At 65.1% G+C, this 20,771-nt stretch carries 24 protein-coding genes; 7 read left to right on the forward strand and 17 right to left on the reverse strand.

Annotated features, from left to right (window positions below; translation table 11 throughout):
• Positions 1-35: 35 nt before the first annotated feature.
• From ACFQU1_RS04445 to dnaK, 6 genes are all read right to left on the reverse strand, one after another.
• On the reverse strand, positions 36-323 hold the full coding sequence (locus tag ACFQU1_RS04445; RefSeq protein WP_378129617.1) for a DUF1330 domain-containing protein: 288 nt from the start codon (positions 321-323) through the stop codon (positions 36-38).
• Between the two features lie 9 nt (positions 324-332).
• Entirely contained in the window at positions 333-1,049 is a 717-nt protein-coding gene (gene pyrF / locus ACFQU1_RS04450) for an orotidine-5'-phosphate decarboxylase (protein WP_378129619.1), read from the reverse strand.
• 110 nt (positions 1,050-1,159) lie between these two features.
• A complete protein-coding gene (locus tag ACFQU1_RS04455; protein WP_378129621.1) occupies positions 1,160-1,840 on the reverse strand; it encodes a hypothetical protein in 681 nt (226 codons plus the stop codon).
• A gap of 550 nt (positions 1,841-2,390) precedes the next feature.
• Positions 2,391-2,999, reverse strand: coding sequence for a class I SAM-dependent methyltransferase (locus tag ACFQU1_RS04460; RefSeq protein WP_378129623.1), 609 nt, complete (start codon positions 2,997-2,999; stop codon positions 2,391-2,393).
• Positions 3,000-3,057: 58 nt separating this feature from the next.
• Complete coding sequence (gene dnaJ, locus ACFQU1_RS04465; protein ID WP_378129625.1) at positions 3,058-4,191, reverse strand: molecular chaperone DnaJ; 1,134 nt, start codon at positions 4,189-4,191, stop codon at positions 3,058-3,060.
• 254 nt (positions 4,192-4,445) lie between these two features.
• On the reverse strand, positions 4,446-6,356 hold the full coding sequence (gene dnaK / locus ACFQU1_RS04470) for a molecular chaperone DnaK (RefSeq protein ID WP_378129627.1): 1,911 nt from the start codon (positions 6,354-6,356) through the stop codon (positions 4,446-4,448).
• Between the two features lie 383 nt (positions 6,357-6,739).
• Here dnaK and ACFQU1_RS04475 point away from each other — a divergent pair, with 383 nt between their 5' ends.
• Positions 6,740-7,570 (forward strand): hypothetical protein, encoded by an 831-nt coding sequence (locus ACFQU1_RS04475; protein WP_378129629.1) that lies wholly within the window; start codon positions 6,740-6,742, stop codon positions 7,568-7,570.
• Here ACFQU1_RS04475 and ACFQU1_RS04480 read toward each other — a convergent pair.
• Positions 7,536-8,216: a methylated-DNA--[protein]-cysteine S-methyltransferase gene (locus ACFQU1_RS04480; protein WP_378129631.1), complete on the reverse strand. Its 681-nt coding sequence runs from the start codon at positions 8,214-8,216 to the stop codon at positions 7,536-7,538. The two genes, ACFQU1_RS04475 and ACFQU1_RS04480, sit on opposite strands and share 35 nt — an antisense overlap.
• Positions 8,217-8,417: 201 nt before the next feature.
• Here ACFQU1_RS04480 and ACFQU1_RS04485 point away from each other — a divergent pair, with 201 nt between their 5' ends.
• The 3 genes from ACFQU1_RS04485 (at position 8,418) to ACFQU1_RS04495 (ending at position 9,852) form a co-directional block, all read left to right on the forward strand.
• Positions 8,418-8,864, forward strand: coding sequence for a hypothetical protein (locus tag ACFQU1_RS04485; protein ID WP_378129633.1), 447 nt, complete (start codon positions 8,418-8,420; stop codon positions 8,862-8,864).
• A 209-nt stretch (positions 8,865-9,073) separates the two neighbouring features.
• A complete protein-coding gene (locus tag ACFQU1_RS04490) occupies positions 9,074-9,520 on the forward strand; it encodes a hypothetical protein (protein WP_378129635.1) in 447 nt (148 codons plus the stop codon).
• A 122-nt stretch (positions 9,521-9,642) separates the two neighbouring features.
• Complete coding sequence (locus ACFQU1_RS04495) at positions 9,643-9,852, forward strand: hypothetical protein (RefSeq protein WP_378129637.1); 210 nt, start codon at positions 9,643-9,645, stop codon at positions 9,850-9,852.
• A gap of 18 nt (positions 9,853-9,870) precedes the next feature.
• Here ACFQU1_RS04495 and ACFQU1_RS04500 read toward each other — a convergent pair whose 3' ends face one another.
• Positions 9,871-10,407 (reverse strand): DUF2244 domain-containing protein, encoded by a 537-nt coding sequence (locus ACFQU1_RS04500; RefSeq protein ID WP_378129639.1) that lies wholly within the window; start codon positions 10,405-10,407, stop codon positions 9,871-9,873.
• A gap of 22 nt (positions 10,408-10,429) precedes the next feature.
• Between ACFQU1_RS04500 and nth the strand changes: the two genes are divergently transcribed.
• Entirely contained in the window at positions 10,430-11,158 is a 729-nt protein-coding gene (gene nth / locus ACFQU1_RS04505) for an endonuclease III (RefSeq protein ID WP_378129641.1), read from the forward strand.
• A gap of 21 nt (positions 11,159-11,179) precedes the next feature.
• Here nth and ACFQU1_RS04510 read toward each other — a convergent pair whose 3' ends face one another.
• The 4 genes from ACFQU1_RS04510 to rsmI all read right to left on the reverse strand — a co-directional run bounded on the left by ACFQU1_RS04510 (position 11,180) and on the right by rsmI (position 14,131).
• Positions 11,180-11,677, reverse strand: a complete 498-nt coding sequence (locus tag ACFQU1_RS04510; protein WP_378129643.1) for a metallophosphoesterase family protein — start codon at positions 11,675-11,677, stop codon at positions 11,180-11,182.
• A 102-nt stretch (positions 11,678-11,779) separates the two neighbouring features.
• The gene (gene gshB, locus ACFQU1_RS04515) at positions 11,780-12,730 is read right to left on the reverse strand and encodes a glutathione synthase (protein WP_378129645.1); all 951 of its coding nucleotides are present in this window, start codon (positions 12,728-12,730) and stop codon (positions 11,780-11,782) included.
• A gap of 79 nt (positions 12,731-12,809) precedes the next feature.
• On the reverse strand, positions 12,810-13,190 hold the full coding sequence (locus ACFQU1_RS04520; RefSeq protein WP_378129647.1) for a YraN family protein: 381 nt from the start codon (positions 13,188-13,190) through the stop codon (positions 12,810-12,812).
• Positions 13,187-14,131, reverse strand: coding sequence for a 16S rRNA (cytidine(1402)-2'-O)-methyltransferase (gene rsmI / locus ACFQU1_RS04525; protein WP_378129649.1), 945 nt, complete (start codon positions 14,129-14,131; stop codon positions 13,187-13,189). The genes ACFQU1_RS04520 and rsmI overlap by 4 nt, the downstream gene beginning before the upstream one ends.
• A gap of 217 nt (positions 14,132-14,348) precedes the next feature.
• On the opposite strand from rsmI, the gene ACFQU1_RS04530 reads away from it, so the two are divergent.
• Entirely contained in the window at positions 14,349-15,599 is a 1,251-nt protein-coding gene (locus ACFQU1_RS04530) for a penicillin-binding protein activator (protein ID WP_378129651.1), read from the forward strand.
• A 163-nt stretch (positions 15,600-15,762) separates the two neighbouring features.
• On the opposite strand, the gene hemW is transcribed toward ACFQU1_RS04530, so the two are convergent.
• From hemW to rph, 3 genes are read right to left on the reverse strand one after another with little or no spacing between them, the layout of a single operon-like run.
• A complete protein-coding gene (hemW, locus tag ACFQU1_RS04535; RefSeq protein ID WP_378129653.1) occupies positions 15,763-16,923 on the reverse strand; it encodes a radical SAM family heme chaperone HemW in 1,161 nt (386 codons plus the stop codon).
• A 38-nt stretch (positions 16,924-16,961) separates the two neighbouring features.
• Complete coding sequence (gene rdgB, locus ACFQU1_RS04540; protein ID WP_378129655.1) at positions 16,962-17,585, reverse strand: RdgB/HAM1 family non-canonical purine NTP pyrophosphatase; 624 nt, start codon at positions 17,583-17,585, stop codon at positions 16,962-16,964.
• A gap of 11 nt (positions 17,586-17,596) precedes the next feature.
• Positions 17,597-18,310 (reverse strand): ribonuclease PH, encoded by a 714-nt coding sequence (rph, locus tag ACFQU1_RS04545; RefSeq protein WP_378129657.1) that lies wholly within the window; start codon positions 18,308-18,310, stop codon positions 17,597-17,599.
• A 191-nt stretch (positions 18,311-18,501) separates the two neighbouring features.
• Here rph and hrcA point away from each other — a divergent pair, with 191 nt between their 5' ends.
• Positions 18,502-19,608 carry a heat-inducible transcriptional repressor HrcA gene (hrcA, locus tag ACFQU1_RS04550; RefSeq protein WP_378129659.1) on the forward strand — a complete coding sequence of 369 codons (1,107 nt, stop codon included), beginning with the start codon at positions 18,502-18,504 and terminating at the stop codon, positions 19,606-19,608.
• Positions 19,609-19,615: 7 nt separating this feature from the next.
• Here the strand turns inward: hrcA and ACFQU1_RS04555 are convergent, their stop codons facing one another.
• A complete protein-coding gene (locus ACFQU1_RS04555; RefSeq protein WP_378129661.1) occupies positions 19,616-20,107 on the reverse strand; it encodes a GNAT family N-acetyltransferase in 492 nt (163 codons plus the stop codon).
• Between the two features lies 1 nt (position 20,108).
• Positions 20,109-20,651 carry a GNAT family N-acetyltransferase gene (locus ACFQU1_RS04560; protein ID WP_378129664.1) on the reverse strand — a complete coding sequence of 181 codons (543 nt, stop codon included), beginning with the start codon at positions 20,649-20,651 and terminating at the stop codon, positions 20,109-20,111.
• Positions 20,652-20,771: the final 120 nt, after the last annotated feature.

Here is a 20,771-nt window from a genome sequence, read left to right on the forward strand (position 1 = left end):
CTTTGCATGTCTTTCCTCAACGGCAGTGTGACAGGTCAGGTACCCTCGACGACGACAATATCGGCCATGCCCGCGAGCTCGCGCGCCTTCTTGGCCGCCTGGTACTCCGGCGAGTTATAATAGGCGAGCGCCGTCTCGAAGCTTTCGAACTCGATGATCACGTTGCGTGGCCGTGATTCGCCCTCCACGCTCTGGCTGCGGCCGCCCCGCGCCAGCGGCTTGCCACCATATTGGCGGATGGCCTCGGAGGCGAGCGCGACATAATCGGCATATCGGTCGGGATCGGTGACGGTGACGCGCGAGATCATGTAGCCCTTGGGCATCTCGGATCCTCAGCTCGATGGCGTGACGGTGGCAATCTCGGCGACGATGGCGCGCGCGGTGGCTTGCGGGTCTGCCGCGGCGGTGACCGGCCGCCCGACGACGAGATAGTCGGCGCCGGCGCGAATCGCGGCCGCCGGTGTCATCACGCGCTTCTGGTCCTGCACGGGGCTGCCGGCGGGGCGAATGCCCGGCGTGACAAGGGCAAGCTGCGGGCCGACGAGGGGGCGGATGCGCTCCGCTTCCTCTGCCGAGAGGATGAGGCCGTCGGCACCCGCCGCGAGCACCTGCCGGGCGCGTCGCTCCACCGTTTTCGCCACACCTTCGGCATAGCCGGCCTCAGCGAGATCAGCATCCGCATAGGATGTCATCACGGTTACGCCGAGAATGCCGAGACCGCCTGCGGCAAGGCCCGCCTCACCGCGTCCGCGCACAGCGGCCGCGAGCGTTTGCGGATAGGCATGGACAGTGAGGAAGGTGGCGCCGAGACCGGCGATCTGCCGGGTGGCGCGCTCGACGGTCGTCGGGATGTCGTGCAGCTTGAGGTCGAGGAAGACTTGGCGGCCTGAGCGCACCAGCGCGGCGGCGAAGGGGAGGCCGCCTGCAAAGGCAAGCTCGAGCCCGATTTTGTAGAAGGTTACGGCATCGCCCAACTCGTCGACGAGCCGCTCAGCTTCCGCAACGGTCGGCAGGTCGAGGGCGACGATGAGACGATCGCGAGGCTGCATGGGCGAGAGCTGGTGCGTCCCTGTTCGGGTGGATGCGCCAGCTCTTTACACGTCGCGTAAGCGTCTGTCGAAGCAAAATGAAGTCTGGCCTGCGCGAGGGGCGGTGTGCGCTATTTGAAGACGCCCGCGTTCTTCCAATCCTTGTCGACGCTCGTCACCCAGGATTTGAGATCGGCGAGGCCTGCTGTCGCCGACCAGATATCGATGCCGAAGGTTTCCGAGATCTCGCGGTCGGACATCTCCAGAACCCGGTCGATTGGTGTATAGGTTTGTTCGAGTTGCGACCAGAGCTCGGAGGTGCAGCGCGGCAAGGTGATGAAGCGCACCGCCGCCTCGGGCGCGGCCTCCTTGATGACGGTCTTGACGTCGATCCGCCCGAAGGAGCCACCGACCTCGTTCAGCACGACCGTGATATGCTCGTAGGGGATGAAGGTGTTGTCGGCGATCGTCGAGACGAGGTCCGCCACATCCTGCACCGCATGTTTCTCGGCCTTGCAGACGAGAAGGATTTCGCTGGCAGGAGCATTGGACATCTGCAGCACGCGATAAGCGCTGCGGTGATGCGCCCATTGCTTGAGGAGCGAGACCACATTGGCACCGACGTCTATGACGGCACCGCCGCGCATCAGAATGGTGCCGAACTTGTCCCAGTATCGCAGCGCCGCGTTCGGATCGTTCTCAAGTTTGGCCGCGATGAGACGTGCGCCGGTACCGAGTTCCTCGACTTGATCAGGGAAAAACTTCCCGATCTTCGAGTGACCGGTCTCGTCGACGAAATCCGCCGACACCATTGTGTATTTAGCATTTTTTCTGAAGATGTTGCGAAAGAGGAGTTGAGCAACCGTCGTCTTTCCCTGCCCACCTGCATGAGCCGCGCAAATATAAGTTTTCATATTATCGCTCTGCGTTAATCAAAGTGATGCAATATTAAGTTAAATTTAACCATGTTCGAGCGTGGTGTCCAGGGGAAAAGAGGCGTTTCTCCGACGATCTCCACAGGTGCTAGGTCAGCCGCCAGATACGCTATAAAGATCGTGTCGCGGTATCATGATCAGGCGTAATAAAAAGCCAGACGTTGGGCGGTTCGATCAGAAACATTGCAATTATATTCATGGACGATAACGTCAGGTTGCTCTGTCGCAAGCCGGAGTGTCTTTCAGCGAAGTGGATACCGGATCGTCTGAAGAAAACGAGACAGATCAATAATCTGGAGCTCTTTTCTCGATCCGAGCAGACGCGAAAAAGTGCCAGACTCGCTTGTCCTGGCTGCAGCGCGACAAGCGGCTGCGCATCAGGTCGAGAAGAAAGATTTGAAGCTGAGTGAAGGGAAGTGGTCCCAGCCTACCGGCCTGCGGCGCGGCGATAGACCCAGACACGTGCGGGCGGCAGGTTCCACCAGATGCGGCCGGAGGCTTGCGCGCGATAATCCGGCCCATCCTTCGGGATCGGCGGCACAGTCGCATAGGTGAACTGAACGAAGGGCGCGCCCGGATGCATCAGGGAAAAGGCGTCCTCGAGCAGGCCCTGTCGGTCGTTCAGCGGCTTCGTGAAGAGGGGAAGGCTGGATACCACAGCGGTGGCGGGGTCGCTGACGTGCCCGTCGAGCGTCCGTGCCAGACCATAGGCGTCGCCCTGCACCACCGTAGCCGCCGGGAAGCGCTTGCGCAGCAGCTTGCAGAACTGAGGATTGAATTCGACGAGAACAAGCCGGGATTCGGCGATGCCTCGTCTCACCAAGGCTTCCGTCACGGGGCCAGTGCCAGGGCCGAGCTCGATGACCGGGCCGGGCAGATCTGCATCTACATAGCCCGCCATGGCGCGTGCCAGAAAGCGGCCGGATGGCGACACGGCGCCCGTGCGAAGCGGGCTCTCGACCCAAGATCGCAGAAAACGCGCCTCGTCTTCGATACGGACATGCCCGTGCTTTTGGCGGAGATGCTGCTGGAACACTGACTGCCTCGCTATCTTAGGCCCGAAACGCAACGCTTGCTCTGAGATCGATCGATCTTCAGGCGGAGCCGCCGAGCCCCTCGAAGAACTCCTTCACGCGGGAAAAGAATCCGGCGCTTTCGGGATGCGTATCGCGTGAGGATTCCTGATCGAATTCGAGCAACAATTCCCGCTGGCGTCTAGTGAGCTTTTGTGGCGTTTCGACGACGACCTGGATGTAGAGATCGCCCGTGTCGCGCGAGCGCAGGATGGGCATGCCCTTGCCGCGCAGGCGGAACTGCTTGCCCGTTTGTGTTCCTTCAGGCACCTCGACCCGGTGCTGCTTGCCGTCCACTGTCGGTACTTCGAAGGCGCCGCCGAGCGCGGCCGTCACCATGGAGATCGGCACGCGGCAGAAGAGGTCCGCGCCGTCGCGCTGAAAGATGGGATGCGGCTTGATCGACAGGAAGATGTAGAGATCGCCGGAGGGGCCGCCGTGCAGGCCCGCCTCGCCCTCGCCCGCGAGCCGTATGCGCGTGCCGTCTTCGACGCCCGCCGGAATATTGATGGACAGGCTGCGCTCCCGGGTGACGCGGCCGGCGCCCCGGCAGTCCGGGCAGGGATCGTCGATCACCTCGCCGCGGCCCTGGCAGGCGGGGCAGGTACGCTCGATGGAGAAGAAGCCTTGGGCTGCCCGAACCCGGCCGGCACCGCCGCAGGTCGCACAGGCGCGCGGCTTCGATCCCGCCTTGGCGCCCGAGCCGTTGCAGGTGCTGCAGGCCGCGGCCGTCGGAATGCGGACCGCCGCCGTCTTGCCCGTAAAGGCGTCGTCCAGCGTGATTTCGAGATTGTAGCGAAGGTCGGCGCCGCGCTCGCGCCCGCCGGCCGTTCGTGTCCGGCCGCGCGAATCTCCGAAGAAAGTATCGAAGATGTCCGTCATGAAATCGGAGAAGTCATTGCCGAAGCCCGGTCCGACGCCGCCAGCCTGCTCGAAGGCCGCATGGCCGAACCGGTCATAGGCCGCCCGCTTCTGCGGGTCCTTGAGGACGTCGTAGGCTTCGTTGATTTCCTTGAAACGTGCCTCGGCCGCCTGGTCGCCGGGATTGCGATCCGGGTGACATTGCATGGCGAGCCGACGAAAGGCAGCCTTGATCTCGGCGTCGGAAGCGCCGCGGTCGACGGACAGGATCTCGTAGTAATCGAGCTTAGCCATCCAGGGCCCCTCCAGCTCGCGCTGTTCGAGCGGCCCGGTCTGCCGATGCTCGCGGCGTGATCATGCGCATGCTGTCCCGCATCCGGGTGATCGATTCCTGCCTTCGCACCATCTCATCTCTGATTCGAGCGCCCCCTCGAGCCGCAAAACGCAAAAGCGCCGGCGGACAGGAAAGAACCTGTCCGCCAGAAGCATCATGCGATGGGTACCACACCCTTTGGGGCAGGTTCGAGAGGCATCGAGCTCGCGTCCGCTCAAGCCCGCTTCTTCTTGTCGTCGTCGACTTCCTCGAAGTCGGCGTCGATGACATCGTCCTTGGCCGGCTCGGAGCTGCTCGCCTCGTCGCCGCCGTCCGTGCCCTGAGAGGCCTTGTAGATCGCCTCCCCGAGCTTCATGGACGCCTGCATCAGCTCGGATGTCTTCGTCTTGATCGCCTCGACGTCGTCGCTAGAGAGTGCAGCTTTGAGCGCTTCGATGGCGCTGGCGATAGCGCTCTTCTCACCCTCGCCGACCTTGTCGCCATGCTCGGCGAGCGACTTCTCGGTCGCGTGGATCAGGCCTTCGCCCTGATTCTTGACCTCGACGAGCTCGCGACGCTTCTTGTCCTCGGCGGCGTGGGCTTCGGCGTCCTTCACCATCTTCTCGATGTCGGCCTCGTTGAGGCCGCCCGAGGCCTGGATACGGATCTGCTGCTCCTTAGCGGTCGCCTTATCCTTGGCCGAGACATTGACGATGCCGTTGGCGTCGATGTCGAAGGTCACCTCGATCTGCGGCACGCCGCGCGGTGCGGGCGGAATGCCCACGAGATCGAACTGGCCGAGCATCTTGTTGTCGGCCGCCATCTCGCGCTCGCCCTGGAAGACCCGGATCGTCACCGCCGTCTGATTGTCGTCGGCGGTGGAGAACACCTGGCTCTTCTTGGTCGGGATCGTGGTGTTGCGGTCGATGAGCCGCGTGAACACGCCGCCCAGCGTCTCGATGCCGAGCGACAGCGGCGTCACGTCGAGCAGCAGCACGTCCTTGACGTCGCCCTGCAGCACGCCGGCCTGAACCGCGGCGCCGATGGCGACCACCTCGTCCGGGTTGACGCCCTTGTGCGGCTCCTTGCCGAAGAACTGCTTCACAACCTCCTGCACCTTCGGCATGCGCGTCATGCCGCCGACGAGAACAACCTCGTCGATCTGGCCAGCGGAAAGGCCGGCATCCTTCAGCGCCTTCTTGCACGGCTCGATGGTGCGCTGAATGAGGTCGTCGACCAGCGCCTCGAACTTGGCGCGCGTCAGCTTCAGCGTGAGATGCTTCGGCCCGCTCGCATCCGCCGTGATGTAGGGCAGGTTGATTTCCGTCTGGCTCGCCGAGGAGAGCTCGATCTTCGCTTTCTCGGCCGCCTCTTTCAGGCGCTGGAGCGCGAGCTTGTCCTTCTTGAGGTCGATGCCGTTCTCGCGCTTGAACTCGTCGGCGAGATATTCGACGAGGCGCATGTCGAAATCTTCACCGCCGAGGAAGGTGTCGCCGTTCGTCGACTTCACCTCGAAGACGCCGTCTCCGATCTCCAGGATCGAGATATCGAAGGTGCCACCGCCGAGGTCGTAGACCGCGATCGTGCCGGCGGCCTTCTTGTCGAGGCCATAGGCGAGTGCGGCCGCCGTCGGCTCGTTGATGATACGCAGCACCTCGAGGCCGGCGATGCGGCCGGCATCCTTCGTGGCCTGACGCTGTGCGTCGTTGAAATAGGCGGGGACGGTGATGACGGCTTGTTCGACCTTCTGCCCGAGATAAGCTTCCGCCGTCTCCTTCATCTTTTGGAGCGTGAAGGCGGAGATCTGCGAGGGCGAATATTGCTTGCCGTCCGCCTCGACCCAGGCGTCGCCGTTGCCGGCTTTGACGATCTTATAGGGAACGAGGCCTCTGTCCTTCTGGGTCATCGGGTCCTCGAAGGTGCGCCCGATGAGACGCTTGATGGCGAAGAAGGTGCGTTCCGGATTGGTGACCGCCTGGCGCTTGGCCGGCTGGCCGACGAGCCGCTCGCCATCGTCGGTGAAGGCGACGATCGACGGGGTGGTGCGCGCGCCTTCCGCGTTCTCGATGACCTTTGGCGTCGTGCCCTCCATGACAGCGACGCAGGAATTGGTGGTGCCTAAGTCGATACCTATGACTTTACCCATGGAGTGATCCCTCACTTTCAAGCAGACCGCAGCGCCAGATCCCGAAGCGACCTGGCCCATGGCTCAACATCGTTTCACGTTCAGCTGCCTATTCGTGCCAACAGCCTGGAACGAAGCTAATCGCACATTGGCCGCGTATATAGGAGCCTGTTCCGCAGCTCGCAAGCAGACCGAGGAGAAGGCAAACAGCCGACGTTTGAATTGACTGGAAGGTGGGCTTTACCGGCCGAGTTCGCAAGGGTCTCGTGGCGTGCTAACTTCATAAGCGGTGTGGGGTTTGGGTGGCTCGGTTGCACAGGCGGTTCGAGGGGGGCAGTCGCGGGCGCTTTCCCCGGCGCGCATTACAGGCGTCGATTCCCGGGCGGCCATCGCGACCGACCACGTTGACGCTTGTCGGTTTGGCCGCGCTGCTGGTCGCCTCGGCCGAGCGGGCCGAAGGGCAAGCGCTCGTTCTTCCAGGTTCGCGGCCGCCCACCCCGATCGGCGAACAGCAACGGTCGGTCAAGGAGCGGCGGGCGCCGCCCGCCGCGGCGCGCGCACCGAGCACGGCCAGGGCTACGGCCGACACCGCCGGCTCGGCACGGACAATCGTCGGTGCGCCGCTGTTCCAAGACGGCCGCAGCGGTCGGATCGTCATCGAGCGCGGTTCGGACAATCAACTCCTTGCCCGTCTGCGCGTCGAGGGAAGGCAGATCTCCAATCCGACGGCGGCCTGCGCCGTCGAGCTCGGCATGGACGAGCCGGTGGCGCTCGTTTGGCTCGGAGCCCCGCGCGGCCTGCCGCGCTATCAATTCGCCGCGCCCATTTGCCCCATCGTCTTCGATGTCCTCGAGGACGCCGTGCTCGTCGCCGACCCGGAGGCGACCTGCCGCTTTGCCGCGGCCGACTGCGAGGCGCGCGTCGGCGGCCTGTGGGGGCCGATGGCTCCGGCTCTGATCGCCCAGGCGAAGGCGATCGAGCGGCGGCGTAGCCGCCACGAGCGCAACCTGCGCGACGATTTCAGAGCCCTCCTCAGGCGCCTCGCCGGCAATGCGCAACGCGAAGCGGCGGCCGAACAGGCCGGCTTCTCCTCCGACCGCGAGATGCTCTGCCGGGGCTACGACGGCGAAGTGGAGCACGGCTTTTGCGCCGAACGCGTGACAGCGGCGCGGGTCACCGCCGTCAAGGCGCTGCTCGCGGTCACGCCGGTGCCGAAAAAGACGACGCGTCCCTGAGATCGTGCGACCCCTCCATCGCCGCCTCCCAGGCGAGCATCGCCCGTTTGCGCGCTAGTCCCCAATGGTAGCCGGTGAGCGCACCGGAGCGGCCGAGCACTCGATGGCAGGGGACGACGAACGAGATCGGATTCTTGCCCACCGCGGAGCCCACGGCTCGCGCGGCACTCGGCCTGCCGAGCTGTCTTGCAAGGTCGGAATAGGTCGTGATCTGCCCGAGCGGGATGGCGAGGAGCATCCGCCATACTTGCAGCTCGAAATCGGTTCCGATGAGCGTGAGCCTGACGGGCGTCTCGGGCCGCCATGCCGCCGGGTTGAAAAGGTAGCGGGCGAGGTCGGCGTCGCCACCGCCAGCATCCTCGTGATACTGGGCCCGCGGCCAACGCTGCCGCATGTCCGCGAGCGCGGCTGCCCGGTCGCCGTCGTCGGCGAAGCCGAGACCGGCCAACCCGCCCTCTGTCATGACGAGGATGGCTTCACCGAAAGGCGAGGGGTGAAAGCCGTAATGCATCACGAGGCCCTCGCCGCGCCGCTGGTGATCATCGACTGCGCCGGCGCGAATCGGCAGGGCGGCGCGTTCCGAGGGCGTCCCTGTGAAAAGATCGGGCTCGCGATTGCGAAATGCTCCGGTTCCATGATCGAGCATCAATCGGTCCTTTTTGGCGCGGAGTCAGTTCCCGCCGCCGTCGGTGGAGAGCGTCGTGGTTCTTAGATGGCAGTCCTTATGATCGACTTCCGTCCAAGAATGCGAGTTGATCGGCCTGGATTGCAAGCCCAAGCCCGTTGCTGCTGATATACGCAAGATATAACCGATGACCTGCGACTAGAAGGATCACGAGAGGTTTTTATGAAATCGGAAATGGTTCGGTTGAATGGTAATGAAATTGTTTCTGAAAACATGAAAGACTATATTAACCGAACTGGGGGGGTGATTTCAAATGAGGGAATAAGAGCATTGTTGTGCTCGTTGAAGGAGCGCGAGAAAGAACTGCAGGAAACTTATGATAACTTATCTGGGCTGAGCGAAACGATGAAAGCTGGTTCTGCCGAGGAGGCAACGCAAGGCAATGCGGAGGAGGCGGCCAAGCCCCATCTGAAGCTGGTCCTGAGCAGTCTCTTGGCGAAGCTCGCCAAAATGTCGGACGATGGCTGCAGTCCGCAAGCCTCCACCGATGACACGGTCGCGGGAGCCCAACTGACGCCTGCTGCTGAGGAGTTGGCCCGGTTTGCGCCGGTGGTCGAGGTCGCTGTCGTTGGAAACAACGCCGCGCCCGCAGACGAGGTCGTCGGATAGAGCCCCAGCAGGCTCCTCGGCGGCCGCTTCATGTCGTCCAGCTGCTCATGGCCGATTTGCTGCTCCTTCGCGACGCCAAGGTCTCGCGCGTTCGCCCGTCCGACAATGCCACCTGCCTTGCGAGTGATGCCAGTCGAAGTCCTTTGCTCGTCGAGAGACGAATAGAATACGTCCTTGCAAGGGAATAATTTGTCTCATCGGGAAGCAATATGATGAATACAGAAAAATTCAACGTAGAAATCGTAAAAGACACGCTGCAGAAAATCAAAAGTCATGTATCGGATCATGGCGGTCGTCTATCCGATGACAGCGTGCACGAGTTGATTTGCACGCTGAAGGGAAGCGAGAAAGTGCTCGGATCCTTGTACCAGGTGGATTTCGCCGCTGGGCCTCCACCAGCCACATTCTCCTCGGCGGCTGAAGCCATTACGTGGGGTGAAGCTGAGGCGGTCAAGTTGCGTATGAAGCTTCTGATAGACTGCCTTCTGCCGCAGCTCGCCATGAAATGCCCCGACGGTTGCAGGGCGCCAACCCACGCGGACGAAGCCATCCCGCCCGACACGAGCATGACGGCCGCAGAACCTGCCCTCGCCGTCACGACTGTCGGTATCGCCGGAAGTGTTCCCCCGCCGGTTGACGAGCCCATAAGTCTCTAGCTGGGAGACTGGAGGGGCCTCACCGCGCCGAGGGCCGGTCACTGGCCCGCGAGCCTCCGGTCGGCGCCTGGGCCCGCGCCGCGAAACAACGAGATCATTGGCCGAGAGAAAGTAGTTTCGAATTGATCGTAACTTATCAAGCCTATGAGGGCGTATTCAATCGCTTGAAGGAGTTCTTTCGGGCGCCTGCCGAATGCCATCGTTCCGCGGATGAACGACCGCATATCGTCCGGCATTGCACGCCCGAAGATCTGGCCGTGAAGGATGCAGCGGCGCTGGTGAGCCCCGATTTCTTCGGCAGGGTTGAGCCCTGGGATTTCCTCGCCGGCTGACACAGCGGAGCGTCGTCATCATCCGCGCTTCACTTCGGCGAGCGCCCGCCCGAGCGCATCGCCGAAGCGCGCCTTCTCGTCGGCATTGAGCACATGGCCCACGGTGACGCTCTGGCCACGTGAGACGAGCGCCAGCCGCTGCACGCCGAATTCATGATGCACCTCCCGCTCGAGCCGCGTCCAAAGCGGGTTGAAGCGCCACTCGCTCGTCTGGCCGCGATGACTGACCTTGCGCAGCAAGAGCTCGATCGGCGTCAGAACGACTTCCTCGAAGGAGCGCGCCCGGGCGAAATTGACCCGGAAGGCGATATAGATGGCGAGAAGATCGAGCCCGAAGAAGCCGGCGACCGGCCAGGCGCCCATGATGACGAAGGGCAGGCTCGAAACGATGCTGGCGATGCAGATGAGGGTCATCACCAGCCGGAAAGCCTCTCGCCCGAGCGAGCGATGCGGCGTGATGATCACCGCAAAGACCGGCCGCTCGGACGCGTCGACATTCCCGGCGGCCGGGACCGACCCGCCGTTATCGTCGTGGACAGGCTTGTCGACGCTCATAGTCTCTAATTATAAGCGCCGGATGGCGCTGGGCGAGAATCAAAAATCCGGCAAAACGAAGCGACCCGGCGGCAAGTCGTCGCGTCGGCCGCGAATCGATCGGGACGTGGTGGCGGAGATCTTTCGACGCTTTCACGCGGCCAATCCCGAGCCCAAGGGCGAGCTTGAATATCGCAACCCCTACACGCTGCTTGTGGCAGTCGTGCTCTCGGCCCAGGCGACCGATGTCGGCGTCAACAAGGCGACGCGCGCGCTCTTCGCCCTCGCCGACAGCCCTGAGAAGATGCTCGATCTCGGCGAGGAGCGGCTGCGCGATTATATCAAGACCATCGGTCTCTACCGCGCCAAGGCCAAGAATGTCATCGCGCTGTCGCGACAGCTGATCGACACATTCGGCGGCGCCGTGCCACCGTCGCGCGCGGCGCTCGAAACCTTGCCCGGCGTCGGCCGCAAGACGGCGAATGTGGTCATGAACATCGCTTTCGGCGAGCCCACCATCGCCGTGGACACCCATCTTTTCCGCGTCTCGAATCGCATCCCGCTCGCCATTGGCAAGAACCCGCTCGAGGTGGAGCTCGGCCTTGAGGCCATCGTGCCGGACGATTATCGCCGCCATGCCCACCATTGGCTGATCCTGCATGGCCGCTATGTCTGCAAAGCGCGCAAGCCGGAATGCTGGCGCTGCCTCATCCGCGATCTCTGCCGCTACGAGCCGAAGACACCCGCGCCGGCGGCTCCCGCCCGCGGGTGAGGTCCAAGTGTGTCGCTCATGCTATGACCGCCGCTTGGCGAGCACCTCATCGAGCGTCACCGGCCGGTAGTCCCAGGCATCGACGCCGAGGTCGTATTGCCGGGGCATCGGCTTCAGCCTGCCGTGCGAATGGCCGTGCAGATCGATCGACTTCTGCCCCATCTTGTTCCAGGTGCGGAACGGGTAATGGCAGATCACGAAGAGCTGCCCGCCGATGGTCATCTCGGCATAATGCTGCACGCTGGACCACCCGCTCGCCGCCACGGTCGCCGGCGGGTCGTTATTGCCGATGATCAAGTGCTTCGTGCCATTGAGCTGGCCGAGCAGGTCGGCGATCCGCTCCGGTCCGCCGAGCGCGAAATCGCCGAGATGCCAAATGTCGTCCTTCGGCCCGACCACGTCGTTCCAGCGGGCGATGAGCGCCTCGTCATGGGCGGCGAGCGTGGCAAAGGGCCGCCGGTCGATCCGCAGCACGCGCGGATCGGTGAAATGCGTATCGCTGGTGAAGTAGAGCGCCACGAGAGCAAATCCGGCTTGAATGGAATCATTCGATACCATCCAAGCCGGTAAATTTGCTCGTCCATTTTTAAACGGAGCAAGGCCGCAACAGGCGGACTTGCTCTAACCGATTTTCCGCTCGATCGCGTCCCAGACGGAGATGGCAAGATCGGGCCCGCCGAGCCGCTTCACCGCGCGGATGCCGGTGGGCGAGGTCACATTGATCTCGGTGAGATAGCCGTCGATCACATCGATGCCGACGAGGATAAGCCCGCGCTCTTTGAGCGCCGGACCGATCGTCGCGCAGATCTCGCGTTCGCGCTCCGTGAGCTCCGTTGCCGCCGCCGCGCCGCCGCGCACCATGTTGGAGCGGATGTCGTTGTCGGCCGGCACGCGGTTGATGGCGCCGAGCGGCTCGCCGTCGACGAGAAGGATACGCTTATCGCCCCGCGACACCGCCGGCAGGAATTTCTGCACCACCCATTGTTCGCGGAAGGTCGCGGCGAAGAGATCGTAGAGCGAGCCGAAATTGGCATCGGGCACGCCGATGCGGAAGACGGCGGCGCCGCCGTGGCCGTGCAGCGGCTTCATCACCACTTCGCCGTGCTCGCGGCGGAAGTCTTCGATCTCCGCCTTGTCGCGGGTGATCAGGGTCGCCGGCATGAGCTCGGGGAACTCGGTCACGAAGAGCTTCTCCGGCGCGTTGCGCACGGAGGCCGGGTCGTTGACCACGAGCGTCTTCGGATGCACCCGCTCCAGCAGATGCGTCGAGGTGATATAAGCCATGTCGAAGGGCGGATCCTGGCGCAGGAGCACTACATCGACATCGGCGAGCGCCCGGCGTGTCGTCTCGCCGAGCGTGAAATAGTCGCCGAGGATGTCGCGCACATCGAGCGTCTGCATGGCGGCGCTGACGGAGCCCCCCGTCATCGTCAGCCGGTCGGGCGTGTAATAGAAGAGCTCATGGCCGCGCGCCTTGGCTTCCAGCAGCAGCGCGAAGGTCGTGTCGCCGGCAATATTGATGCGCTCGATGGGGTCCATCTGCACCGCGACCGTGAGGCGTGTCCGGCTCATGGGCTCGTTCCTTGCTTCATTCCTTGCTGTCGACTCCATGCGCGCGGGAGGCGCACAAGGCAAGTGCCGAGTGGCACGCCTAATCAATGGCCAGCGGCATCACGGCGACCAGATGGCGCGGCAGCCGGCGCGGTGCTACGAAAACGGCATCGCATCGCAGCGTCATGCCCATGGCCCAGGCATTATGGGCAAGCCAATGCCGCGCCGCGCGGGCGAGCCGCCGGCCCTTGTCGGCGGAAATCGCCGTGCGCGCAGCGTCGAGCTGGCTCCGGGCTTTCACCTCCACGAAGACGATCGTCCGCCCGCGCCGGGCGATGAGATCGATCTCGCCGCCGAGCGCCGCATAGCGGCGGTCGAGCACGCGGTAGCCCTTGAGCATCAGGATGAGGGCTGCGAACCGCTCGGCCCGGAGGCCGCGCGCATGGGACGTCACCCGGTTGAGCGCGCGCTCGCGCTTCACGTCTCGTCCCGATGCTTGGCGGTGAGGGCGAGCGCGCGCGCATAGACTTCGCGCTTGGGCAGACCGGTGTCGGCCGCAACGACGGCCGCCGCATCCTTGACGGAATGAAGTTTCAGCGCCGTTTCGAGCCGTTCGTCGAGATCGGCCGCGCTGTCGCGTGCATCCGCGTCCGGCGGGCCGATGACCACCACGATTTCGCCCTTCGGCGGGCCTTCCCCGGCGTAGGCTTCGGCGAGCTCGGTGAGGGAGCCCCGTCTTACCGTCTCGAAGAGCTTCGTCAGTTCCCGCGCCACCGCCGCCGGCCGCGGGCCCAGGATATGGGCGGCGTCGGCGAGCATGGCGGCGACCCGGTGGGGCGATTCGAAGAAGACGAGGCTGCCCGGCACCGCCGCGAGCGCGGCGAGCCGGCTGCGCCGGCCGGCGCTCTTCTGCGGCAGGAACCCCTCGAAGAAGAAGCGGTCGCTCGGCAGGCCCGAGACGATGAGCGCTGCGAGCACCGCCGACGGGCCGGGCACGCTGGTGACGGGAACACCGGCTTCGAGTGCTGCCGCGACGAGCTTGTAGCCGGGGTCGGATACGAGCGGCGTGCCGGCATCGGACACGAGGGCCAGCGCCTCGCCCGCCTGAAGCCGCTCCATCAGCTGCGGCCGCATCTGCGCCGCATTATGTTCATGATAGGGGATGAGCGGTGTGGAAATGCCGTAATGCGCTAGAAGCGTCTTTGTGACGCGGGTATCCTCGGCAAGAACGGCGGCAGCAGCCGCCAGCGTGCCGAGCGCCCGGAAGGAGATGTCCTTGAGATTGCCGATCGGCGTGGCCACGAGATGCAGACCCGGCGCCAGGGCCTCCGCTTCCGCCGCCAAGCCGAAAGCGGTGTAGCGGGCCGGGTTCGGCCGCAGGCGTGGTCCCTGCTGTAGGCGGACGGGTCGCTCGCCGTTCATCGTTCTGTCTCCGGATGGAACGTCGTCTCGCCCGTTCGCAATGGTGTGGCCGTGGCGAACCGGCCGCATGTCGCTGCATGAGGGGGAGAAGGCGTCTAATCTTGAATGCGAACTTGAGTGATTCGCCAAAGATAGCTTTTATGGTCCCGTCACAGTTCACGCCAATGACTGTGCCGAGAATAGGCCGATGAAGGGGATGTTCAAGGATTTGGCTGTTTTGCGCGCCCTGACACACATCTTCGCCCCGCGCCTCTCGCGGACATTCTCCACCGGCGGCACAGGCGGCGCTTGGGCCGCAGGTGTGGCCTTTCTGGTCTGCGCCTTCCTCGGCGCCTGTTCCGGAGGGCTGAACGGCGTGCTCGGCACGGATGATTCCGGCCCCGCTGCGATCACCGGAACGGTTCCCGGCTCTACGATCGGCCAGGGTTCGGTGAAGGTGGCGCTTCTGCTCCCCTTGTCCGCCTCCGGCCAGGGCGGTGTGGCGGCACAGGCGCTGCGCAACGCGGCTGAACTCGCCTATAGCGAGTTCAACAATCCCGACATGACCATTCTCGTCAAGGACAGCCGCGGCACGGCCGAGGGCGCGCGCGCGGCAGCTCAAGCCGCCCTCGCAGAGGGGGCGGAACTGATCATCGGCCCGCTCTTCGCCGCCGAGGTCCAGGCCGCCGGCGCAGTCGCCAAGGCGGCCGGCAAGCCGGTGATCGCTTTCTCCACCGATGCGAATGTGGCCTCGCGCGGCATCTATCTGCTGAGCTTCATGCCGGAAACGGAAGTCAACCGCATCGTGAGCTTCTCGGTGCAGCAGAAGCGCCGGTCCTTCGCCGCTTTCGTGCCCGACACCCCCTATGGCCGGCTGGCCGAAGGCGCTTTCCGCACCGCCGCGGCCGCGCGTGGCGCGCAGGTCGGCATCGTCGAGGCCTATCCTTCCGACGTGGTGCGCATGCGCCAGGGCGCTCAGCGGGTCGCAGCACTCGCCTCCGGCCCCAATCCGCAGGTCGATACGATCTTCCTACCGGACGGCGGAACCGGTGTCGGGGCCGCTGCCCAGGCGCTGCAAGCCGCCGGCGCCAACGGCTCCAAGGTCAAGCTCATCGGGACGGGCGTCTGGAACGACCCGCAGGTGCTCGCGCAACCGGCCTTGCAGGGCGGCTGGTTCGCCGCCCCCGATATTGCCGGGTTCAACGCTTTCGCGGAGCGTTACACGACCCGCTTCGGCTCCCAGCCGACCCGCATCGCCTCGCTCGGCTTCGATGCCGTGTCGCTCGCTGCCGCACTGGTGCGCACCCAGGGCTCCCAGCGCTTCAGCGAGAAGGTTCTAACTAATCCCTCGGGCTTTGCCGGGGTGGACGGCGTCTTTCGCTTCCTGTCGAACGGCACCAATGAGCGGGCCCTGTCCGTGCTCGAAATCCGCAATAATGCAGCCGTGACGATCAGCCCGGCCCCACGTGAGCTGAAGCCGGAGAGCTGACGGGCTCGTCGTCCCGGGACGATCCGGAGGATCGAGCCCGGGATCCAGAACCGATAACTGTCCGATGCTGAGCGCATGGAGTGCTGCTGCTATCGAGAACCCGTATCGACTCTGGATCCCGGAGAGCCTCGCTTCGCTCGCCTTCCAGGATGACCGGTGAGGGTCAAGCCGCCAAATCGGCGACGACGGCATCGAGCACCGGGAAGCCTGAAGGCGTGACGCCGAGCCGGCCGTCGAAGCGGCGCTCGATCAGGCCTTCATCGAGGAGCATGGCGACACGCGCCGGATCGAGCGGCCGGCCCGCCAGCGCGGCAAAGCGGTCGGGATCGATGCCCTCGCCGAGCCGGAGACCCATGAGCAGGTACTCGTCGCCCTCCGCTTCGGCCGACAGCAGCTCGACATCGACGAGCGCGTGGCCGCGCCGCTCGACGAGCTCAAGCCAGGTTTCCGGGGAGCGCTCCGTTGCCATGGCGAGGCGTCCCTGGCCGGTGACGAGCCGTCCATGGGCGCCCGGACCAACCCCGGCATATTCGCCGTAGCGCCAGTAGACGAGATTGTGCCGGCATTCGGCGCCGCGCTGCGCATGGTTGGAAATTTCATAGGCCGGCAGGCCATGCGCCGCGCAGACCTCCTGCGTCACGTCATAGAGGGCGCGGGCCGTATCGGCATCCGGCACGACGAGCTTGCCGGCGGCATGGAGCTTGAAGAAGAAGGTGTCCGGCTCGATGGTGAGCTGGTAGAGCGACAGGTGCTCGGCCGCATGGGCGATCGCCGTCGTGAGCTCTGCCGCCCAGGCAGCAGGCGTCTGCTGCGGCCGTGCGTAAATGAGATCGAAGGAAAAGCGCTCGAAATGCGTCGCCGCCACGGTGACCGCGGCCATCGCCTCCGCTGCCGTGTGACGGCGGCCGAGCGCCTTCAGGTCGGTGTCGTTCATGGCCTGCACGCCGAGCGACACGCGGTTGATGCCGGCGGCCCGATAACCGCGGAAGCGCTCTGCTTCGACGCTCGTCGGGTTGGCCTCGAGCGTCACCTCGACATCCGCGGCGACGCTCCAATGCCGGCCGATTGCCTCGAGGATCGCCCCGACGGTCGCGGGCTTCATCAGCGAGGGGGTGCCGCCGCCGAAGAAGATGGAGGTGACCTGCCGCTTCCCGGTCATTTCGGCGCGATGCGCGATCTCGGCGGCAAAGGCGGCGACAAAGCGGGCCTCGTCCACCGGCGTATGGCGGACATGGCTGTTGAAGTCGCAATAGGGGCATTTGGAGGCGCAGAACGGCCAGTGCACGTAAACACCGAAGCCGGCGTCTGCTGTCGGATGGTTCATGCACTTCGTTTGCCGCGAAGCGAGGCGCGGCGCAAGCCTCAGCCGCGCCGCAGGCACTGGGCGGCGAGCGCCGCGAAGGCACGCGCCCGGTGGGAGAGGGGGGTGTCGGTGAGGCCGTGCTTTTCCTCGCTCGGCATCTCGCCGAAGGTGCGGTCGTGCCCGTCGGGCTGGAAGATCGGGTCGTAGCCGAAGCCGAGGCTGCCGCGCGGCGGCACGAGCCGGCCGAAGACGCGGCCCTCGAACAGCTCCTCGTGCCCGTCCGGCCAGGCAACCACGAGAGCGGAGACGAAATGCGCGCGCCGGTCGGCCTCCGTTATGCCGCGCCGGTCGAGCTCGCCCGCGATCCGCGCCATGGCCCCCGAAAAGTTTTTCGTCGGCCCGGCCCAACGGGCGGAAAAGATGCCGGGCGCGCCGTCGAGCGCATGGACGCAGAGCCCCGAATCGTCGGCGAAGGCCGGCAAGCCGGTCGCCTCGGCCGCCGCCCGCGCCTTGATCGCGGCATTCTCGGCGAAAGTCGTGCCGGTTTCCTCCGGCTCGGGCAGTCCGAGTTCGCCGGCCGATCTGGCCTCGATGCCGAAGGGCGCGAGGAGCTCGCGCATCTCGCGGAGCTTGCCGGGATTATGCGTGGCGATGACGAGCGGCGAGGTGATAGGGCGGCTCATGGTCGATCGCCTCACATCACCGCCATCTTCTGCAGATCGACCAGCTTCGTCACGCCGGTTTTCGCAAGCTTGAGCAGGGCAAGGAGTTCCTCCTCCGAGAAGGGTTTGCCTTCCGCCGTGCCTTGTACCTCCACGAGCCCACCCGAGCCGGTGACCACGAAATTCGCATCGGTCTCCGCCGCCGAGTCCTCCGGATAATCGAGGTCGAGCACCGGCGTGCCCTGGTAGATGCCGCAGGAGATGGCGGCGACGTGGTCCTTCAGCGGATTGCTTGTGATGATCGAGCGGGCGCGCATCCAGGCGATGCAGTCGTGCAGCGCAACCCAGGCCCCGGTGATCGCGGCGGTGCGCGTGCCGCCATCCGCCTGCAACACGTCGCAATCGACGGTGATCTGCCGCTCGCCGAGCATCCCGAGGTCGACCACCGCCCGGAGCGATCGGCCGATGAGCCGCTGGATCTCCTGCGTGCGGCCGGAAGGCTTGCCGGCTGTCACTTCGCGCCGGGTCCGTTCCAGGGTGGCACGCGGCAGCATGGCATATTCCGCCGTCACCCAGCCCTTGCCGGTGCCGCGCAGCCAGGCGGGCGGCCGGTCTTCGAGCGAGGCGGTGCACAACACCTGCGTATCGCCGAATTTGACGAGGCAGGAGCCCTCGGCATAGCGCGCGACGGCCCGCTCCAGGGTGACCTTGCGCATCTCGTCGGGCGCGCGTTTGGAGGGCCGCATGCATTCTTCTCCCACTGGTGGGCGGGCAACGCCCGCCGGTTCCTGCTTCTAGAAGCAAGGCCTCTTTGGTGCAAGGTGAGGCGCCCTGCGTGGATAGAAGGACGGAAGTGCTTGTGTTCGCGCTCTCAGCGTCCACATAATCTAGGCGGTAGACGGGCTCGGCCCGTCGTCAATGGAAGGTCAGGATGCCCATGAGCGCACCGATCAGCCCGCCTCTGACGAATGCGGAGGCCGAAGGCAAGGGCGTGCTCGTCGACATCAACGAGCGCTCCCGCGAGATTTTCAAGCAGATCGTCGAAAGCTATCTCGCCACGGGCGAGCCGGTCGGCTCGCGCAACCTCTCGCGCATCATCCCCATGACGCTGTCACCGGCCTCGGTGCGCAATGTCATGGCGGATCTGGAGCAGGCGGGCCTCATCTACTCGCCGCATACGAGCGCCGGGCGCCTGCCGACGGAGCGCGGCCTGCGCTTCTTCGTCGATGCGCTGCTTGAAATTGGCGATCTCGCGGCGGACGATCGCGCCAGCATCGAGGCGCAGCTCAAGGCCCATGGCGGCGAGCATTCCCTCGACGCGGCACTTGCCCAGACCATGTCGGCGCTCTCTGGCCTCTCGCGCGGCGCCGGCGTCGTCGTCACGACGAAGAAGGACGCACGCCTCAAACATATCGAGTTCGTGCGGCTCGATCCGTCCAAGGCGCTCGTCGTGATGGTGGCGGAAGACGGCTCGGTGGAGAACCGTGTGCTCGATCTACCGGCCGGCCTGCCGACTGCAGCGCTCACCGAGGCCGGCAATTTTCTCAACGCCCGCATCCGCGGCCAGACGCTGGCCGAGGCCAAGCTCGAGATCCAGACGGTGCGCGAGGCGATGGAGCGCGAGCTCGACGCCATTACCGCCCGGCTGATCGAGGCGGGGCTCGCGACCACCGTCGGCCCCGCGGAGAGCCGGCAGCTCATCGTCCGCGGCCAGGCCAATCTGCTGGAGGACCTGAAGGCCGTCGAGGACCTCGAACGCATCCGCCTGTTGTTCGATGACCTGGAGACGCAGAAGGACGTCATCGATCTCCTCTCCCGCGCCGAGGAGGGGGAGGGCGTGCGCATCTATATCGGCTCGGAGAACAAGCTGTTCTCGCTCTCCGGTTCCTCGATGATCGCCGCCCCGTTCCGCGACGGCTCGCAGCGCATCGTCGGCGTCGTCGGCGTGATCGGCCCGACGCGGCTGAACTACGCGCGCATCGTGCCGATGGTCGACTACACGGCGAAGCTCGTCTCCTCGATTCTGGAAAAGCGCCGCAGCTGAGCGCGCCTCACAGGATCTTCTGCATCAGGACGAGGTCGAGCCAGCGGCCGAATTTGGTGCCGACCTCGCGCATATGGCCGACCGTTTCAAAGCCGAAATGTTCGTGCAGGCGGATGGACGGGGCATTGCCCGCCTCGATGCCGGCGACCATGACATGCTTGCCGAGATCGCGCGCCGCATCGATCAGCGGCGGCATCAGCGATTTGGCGATGCCGCGGCCGCGCTGGTCGGCGGCGACATAGACCGAGTGTTCGACCGTGTGGCGGTAACCCTCGAAGAGGCGAAAGTCGCCGAAGGAGGCATAGCCGACGACGCGCCCCTCCGCCTCCGCGACCAGGAAGGGATAGCCCTTGGCGCGACGGTCGGCGAGTATCGCGCGCCGGCTTTCGAGATCGGCCGGCGTTTCGTTCCAGATTGCCGTCGTGGTGAGGACGGCGTCGTTGTAGATGGCGAGGATATCGCCGAGATCGGCTTCCGTCGCCACGCGGATCGCAACCATTCTAGACTTTCTTGTAATAAAGGCTCGTCGGTGCAAGCCGGCCGTTGGGCGTCAGCGAATGATCGGGAATTTCGCCCACTTTTGTCCAGCCGCAGCGGCGATAAAGCCGCTCGCCGTCGCTGCCGCTCTGGGTGTCGAGCATGAGAAGGCTGCGGCCTGCGTCGCGCGCTGCCGCCTCTGCCGCCGCCAGGAGCCGCGCGCCGAGGCCCCGCCGGCGATAGGCGGAATGGACGAGCATCTTGCCGATCTCCGCCCGGTGCGGCGCATTGGGCTGCGGCGCGAAGCTGACGATGACCGTGCCGACGAGCTGCGCCCCATCCGCCGCCACGATCAGGATCCGCTCGCCGGCGGCGATGCCCGGCAGCTGCCCGCGCCAGAAGCGCCGGGCCTCCTCCGCCGTGAAGCCCGCGAGGAAATTGACGGAGGCGCCATGCGCCACCGCATTGACGAGAATGTCGGCGAGCTGATCGAGCGCCGCCTCGGCTTCGGCGGCGGTGAGCGTTGCGATTGTGATGGGCTGGGTCGTCATGGGCTGGGTCGTCATGGGCTCGGTCGTTTTGGGTCGTTTATCGCCTTCGGCACGTAGAGTTCGCGACTCTGTCCCCGCATGGTGCGCGAGAGGCGCGCTCCAGCCGAGCCCAAAGTTGCGGCAGCGGGGCCGGCG

Source organism: Chelatococcus sp. GCM10030263, assembly GCF_042666455.1.
GTDB lineage: Bacteria > Pseudomonadota > Alphaproteobacteria > Rhizobiales > Beijerinckiaceae > Chelatococcus.

Coding starts and splice junctions, on each gene's coding strand:
- ACFQU1_RS04445 (WP_378129617.1), bottom strand. CDS start 323: ATGCCCAAGGGCTACATGATCTCGCGCGTCACCGTCACCGATCCCGAC.
- pyrF (WP_378129619.1), bottom strand. CDS start 1,049: ATGCAGCCTCGCGATCGTCTCATCGTCGCCCTCGACCTGCCGACCGTT.
- ACFQU1_RS04455 (WP_378129621.1), bottom strand. CDS start 1,840: ATGGTGTCGGCGGATTTCGTCGACGAGACCGGTCACTCGAAGATCGGG.
- dnaJ (WP_378129625.1), bottom strand. CDS start 4,191: ATGGCTAAGCTCGATTACTACGAGATCCTGTCCGTCGACCGCGGCGCT.
- dnaK (WP_378129627.1), bottom strand. CDS start 6,356: ATGGGTAAAGTCATAGGTATCGACTTAGGCACCACCAATTCCTGCGTC.
- ACFQU1_RS04480 (WP_378129631.1), bottom strand. CDS start 8,216: ATGCTCGATCATGGAACCGGAGCATTTCGCAATCGCGAGCCCGATCTT.
- ACFQU1_RS04485 (WP_378129633.1), top strand. CDS start 8,418: ATGAAATCGGAAATGGTTCGGTTGAATGGTAATGAAATTGTTTCTGAA.
- ACFQU1_RS04490 (WP_378129635.1), top strand. CDS start 9,074: ATGATGAATACAGAAAAATTCAACGTAGAAATCGTAAAAGACACGCTG.
- ACFQU1_RS04500 (WP_378129639.1), bottom strand. CDS start 10,407: ATGAGCGTCGACAAGCCTGTCCACGACGATAACGGCGGGTCGGTCCCG.
- nth (WP_378129641.1), top strand. CDS start 10,430: ATGGCGCTGGGCGAGAATCAAAAATCCGGCAAAACGAAGCGACCCGGC.
- gshB (WP_378129645.1), bottom strand. CDS start 12,730: ATGAGCCGGACACGCCTCACGGTCGCGGTGCAGATGGACCCCATCGAG.
- rsmI (WP_378129649.1), bottom strand. CDS start 14,131: ATGAACGGCGAGCGACCCGTCCGCCTACAGCAGGGACCACGCCTGCGG.
- hemW (WP_378129653.1), bottom strand. CDS start 16,923: ATGAACCATCCGACAGCAGACGCCGGCTTCGGTGTTTACGTGCACTGG.
- rdgB (WP_378129655.1), bottom strand. CDS start 17,585: ATGAGCCGCCCTATCACCTCGCCGCTCGTCATCGCCACGCATAATCCC.
- rph (WP_378129657.1), bottom strand. CDS start 18,310: ATGCGGCCCTCCAAACGCGCGCCCGACGAGATGCGCAAGGTCACCCTG.
- hrcA (WP_378129659.1), top strand. CDS start 18,502: ATGAGCGCACCGATCAGCCCGCCTCTGACGAATGCGGAGGCCGAAGGC.
- ACFQU1_RS04555 (WP_378129661.1), bottom strand. CDS start 20,107: ATGGTTGCGATCCGCGTGGCGACGGAAGCCGATCTCGGCGATATCCTC.
- ACFQU1_RS04560 (WP_378129664.1), bottom strand. CDS start 20,651: ATGACGACCCAGCCCATGACGACCCAGCCCATCACAATCGCAACGCTC.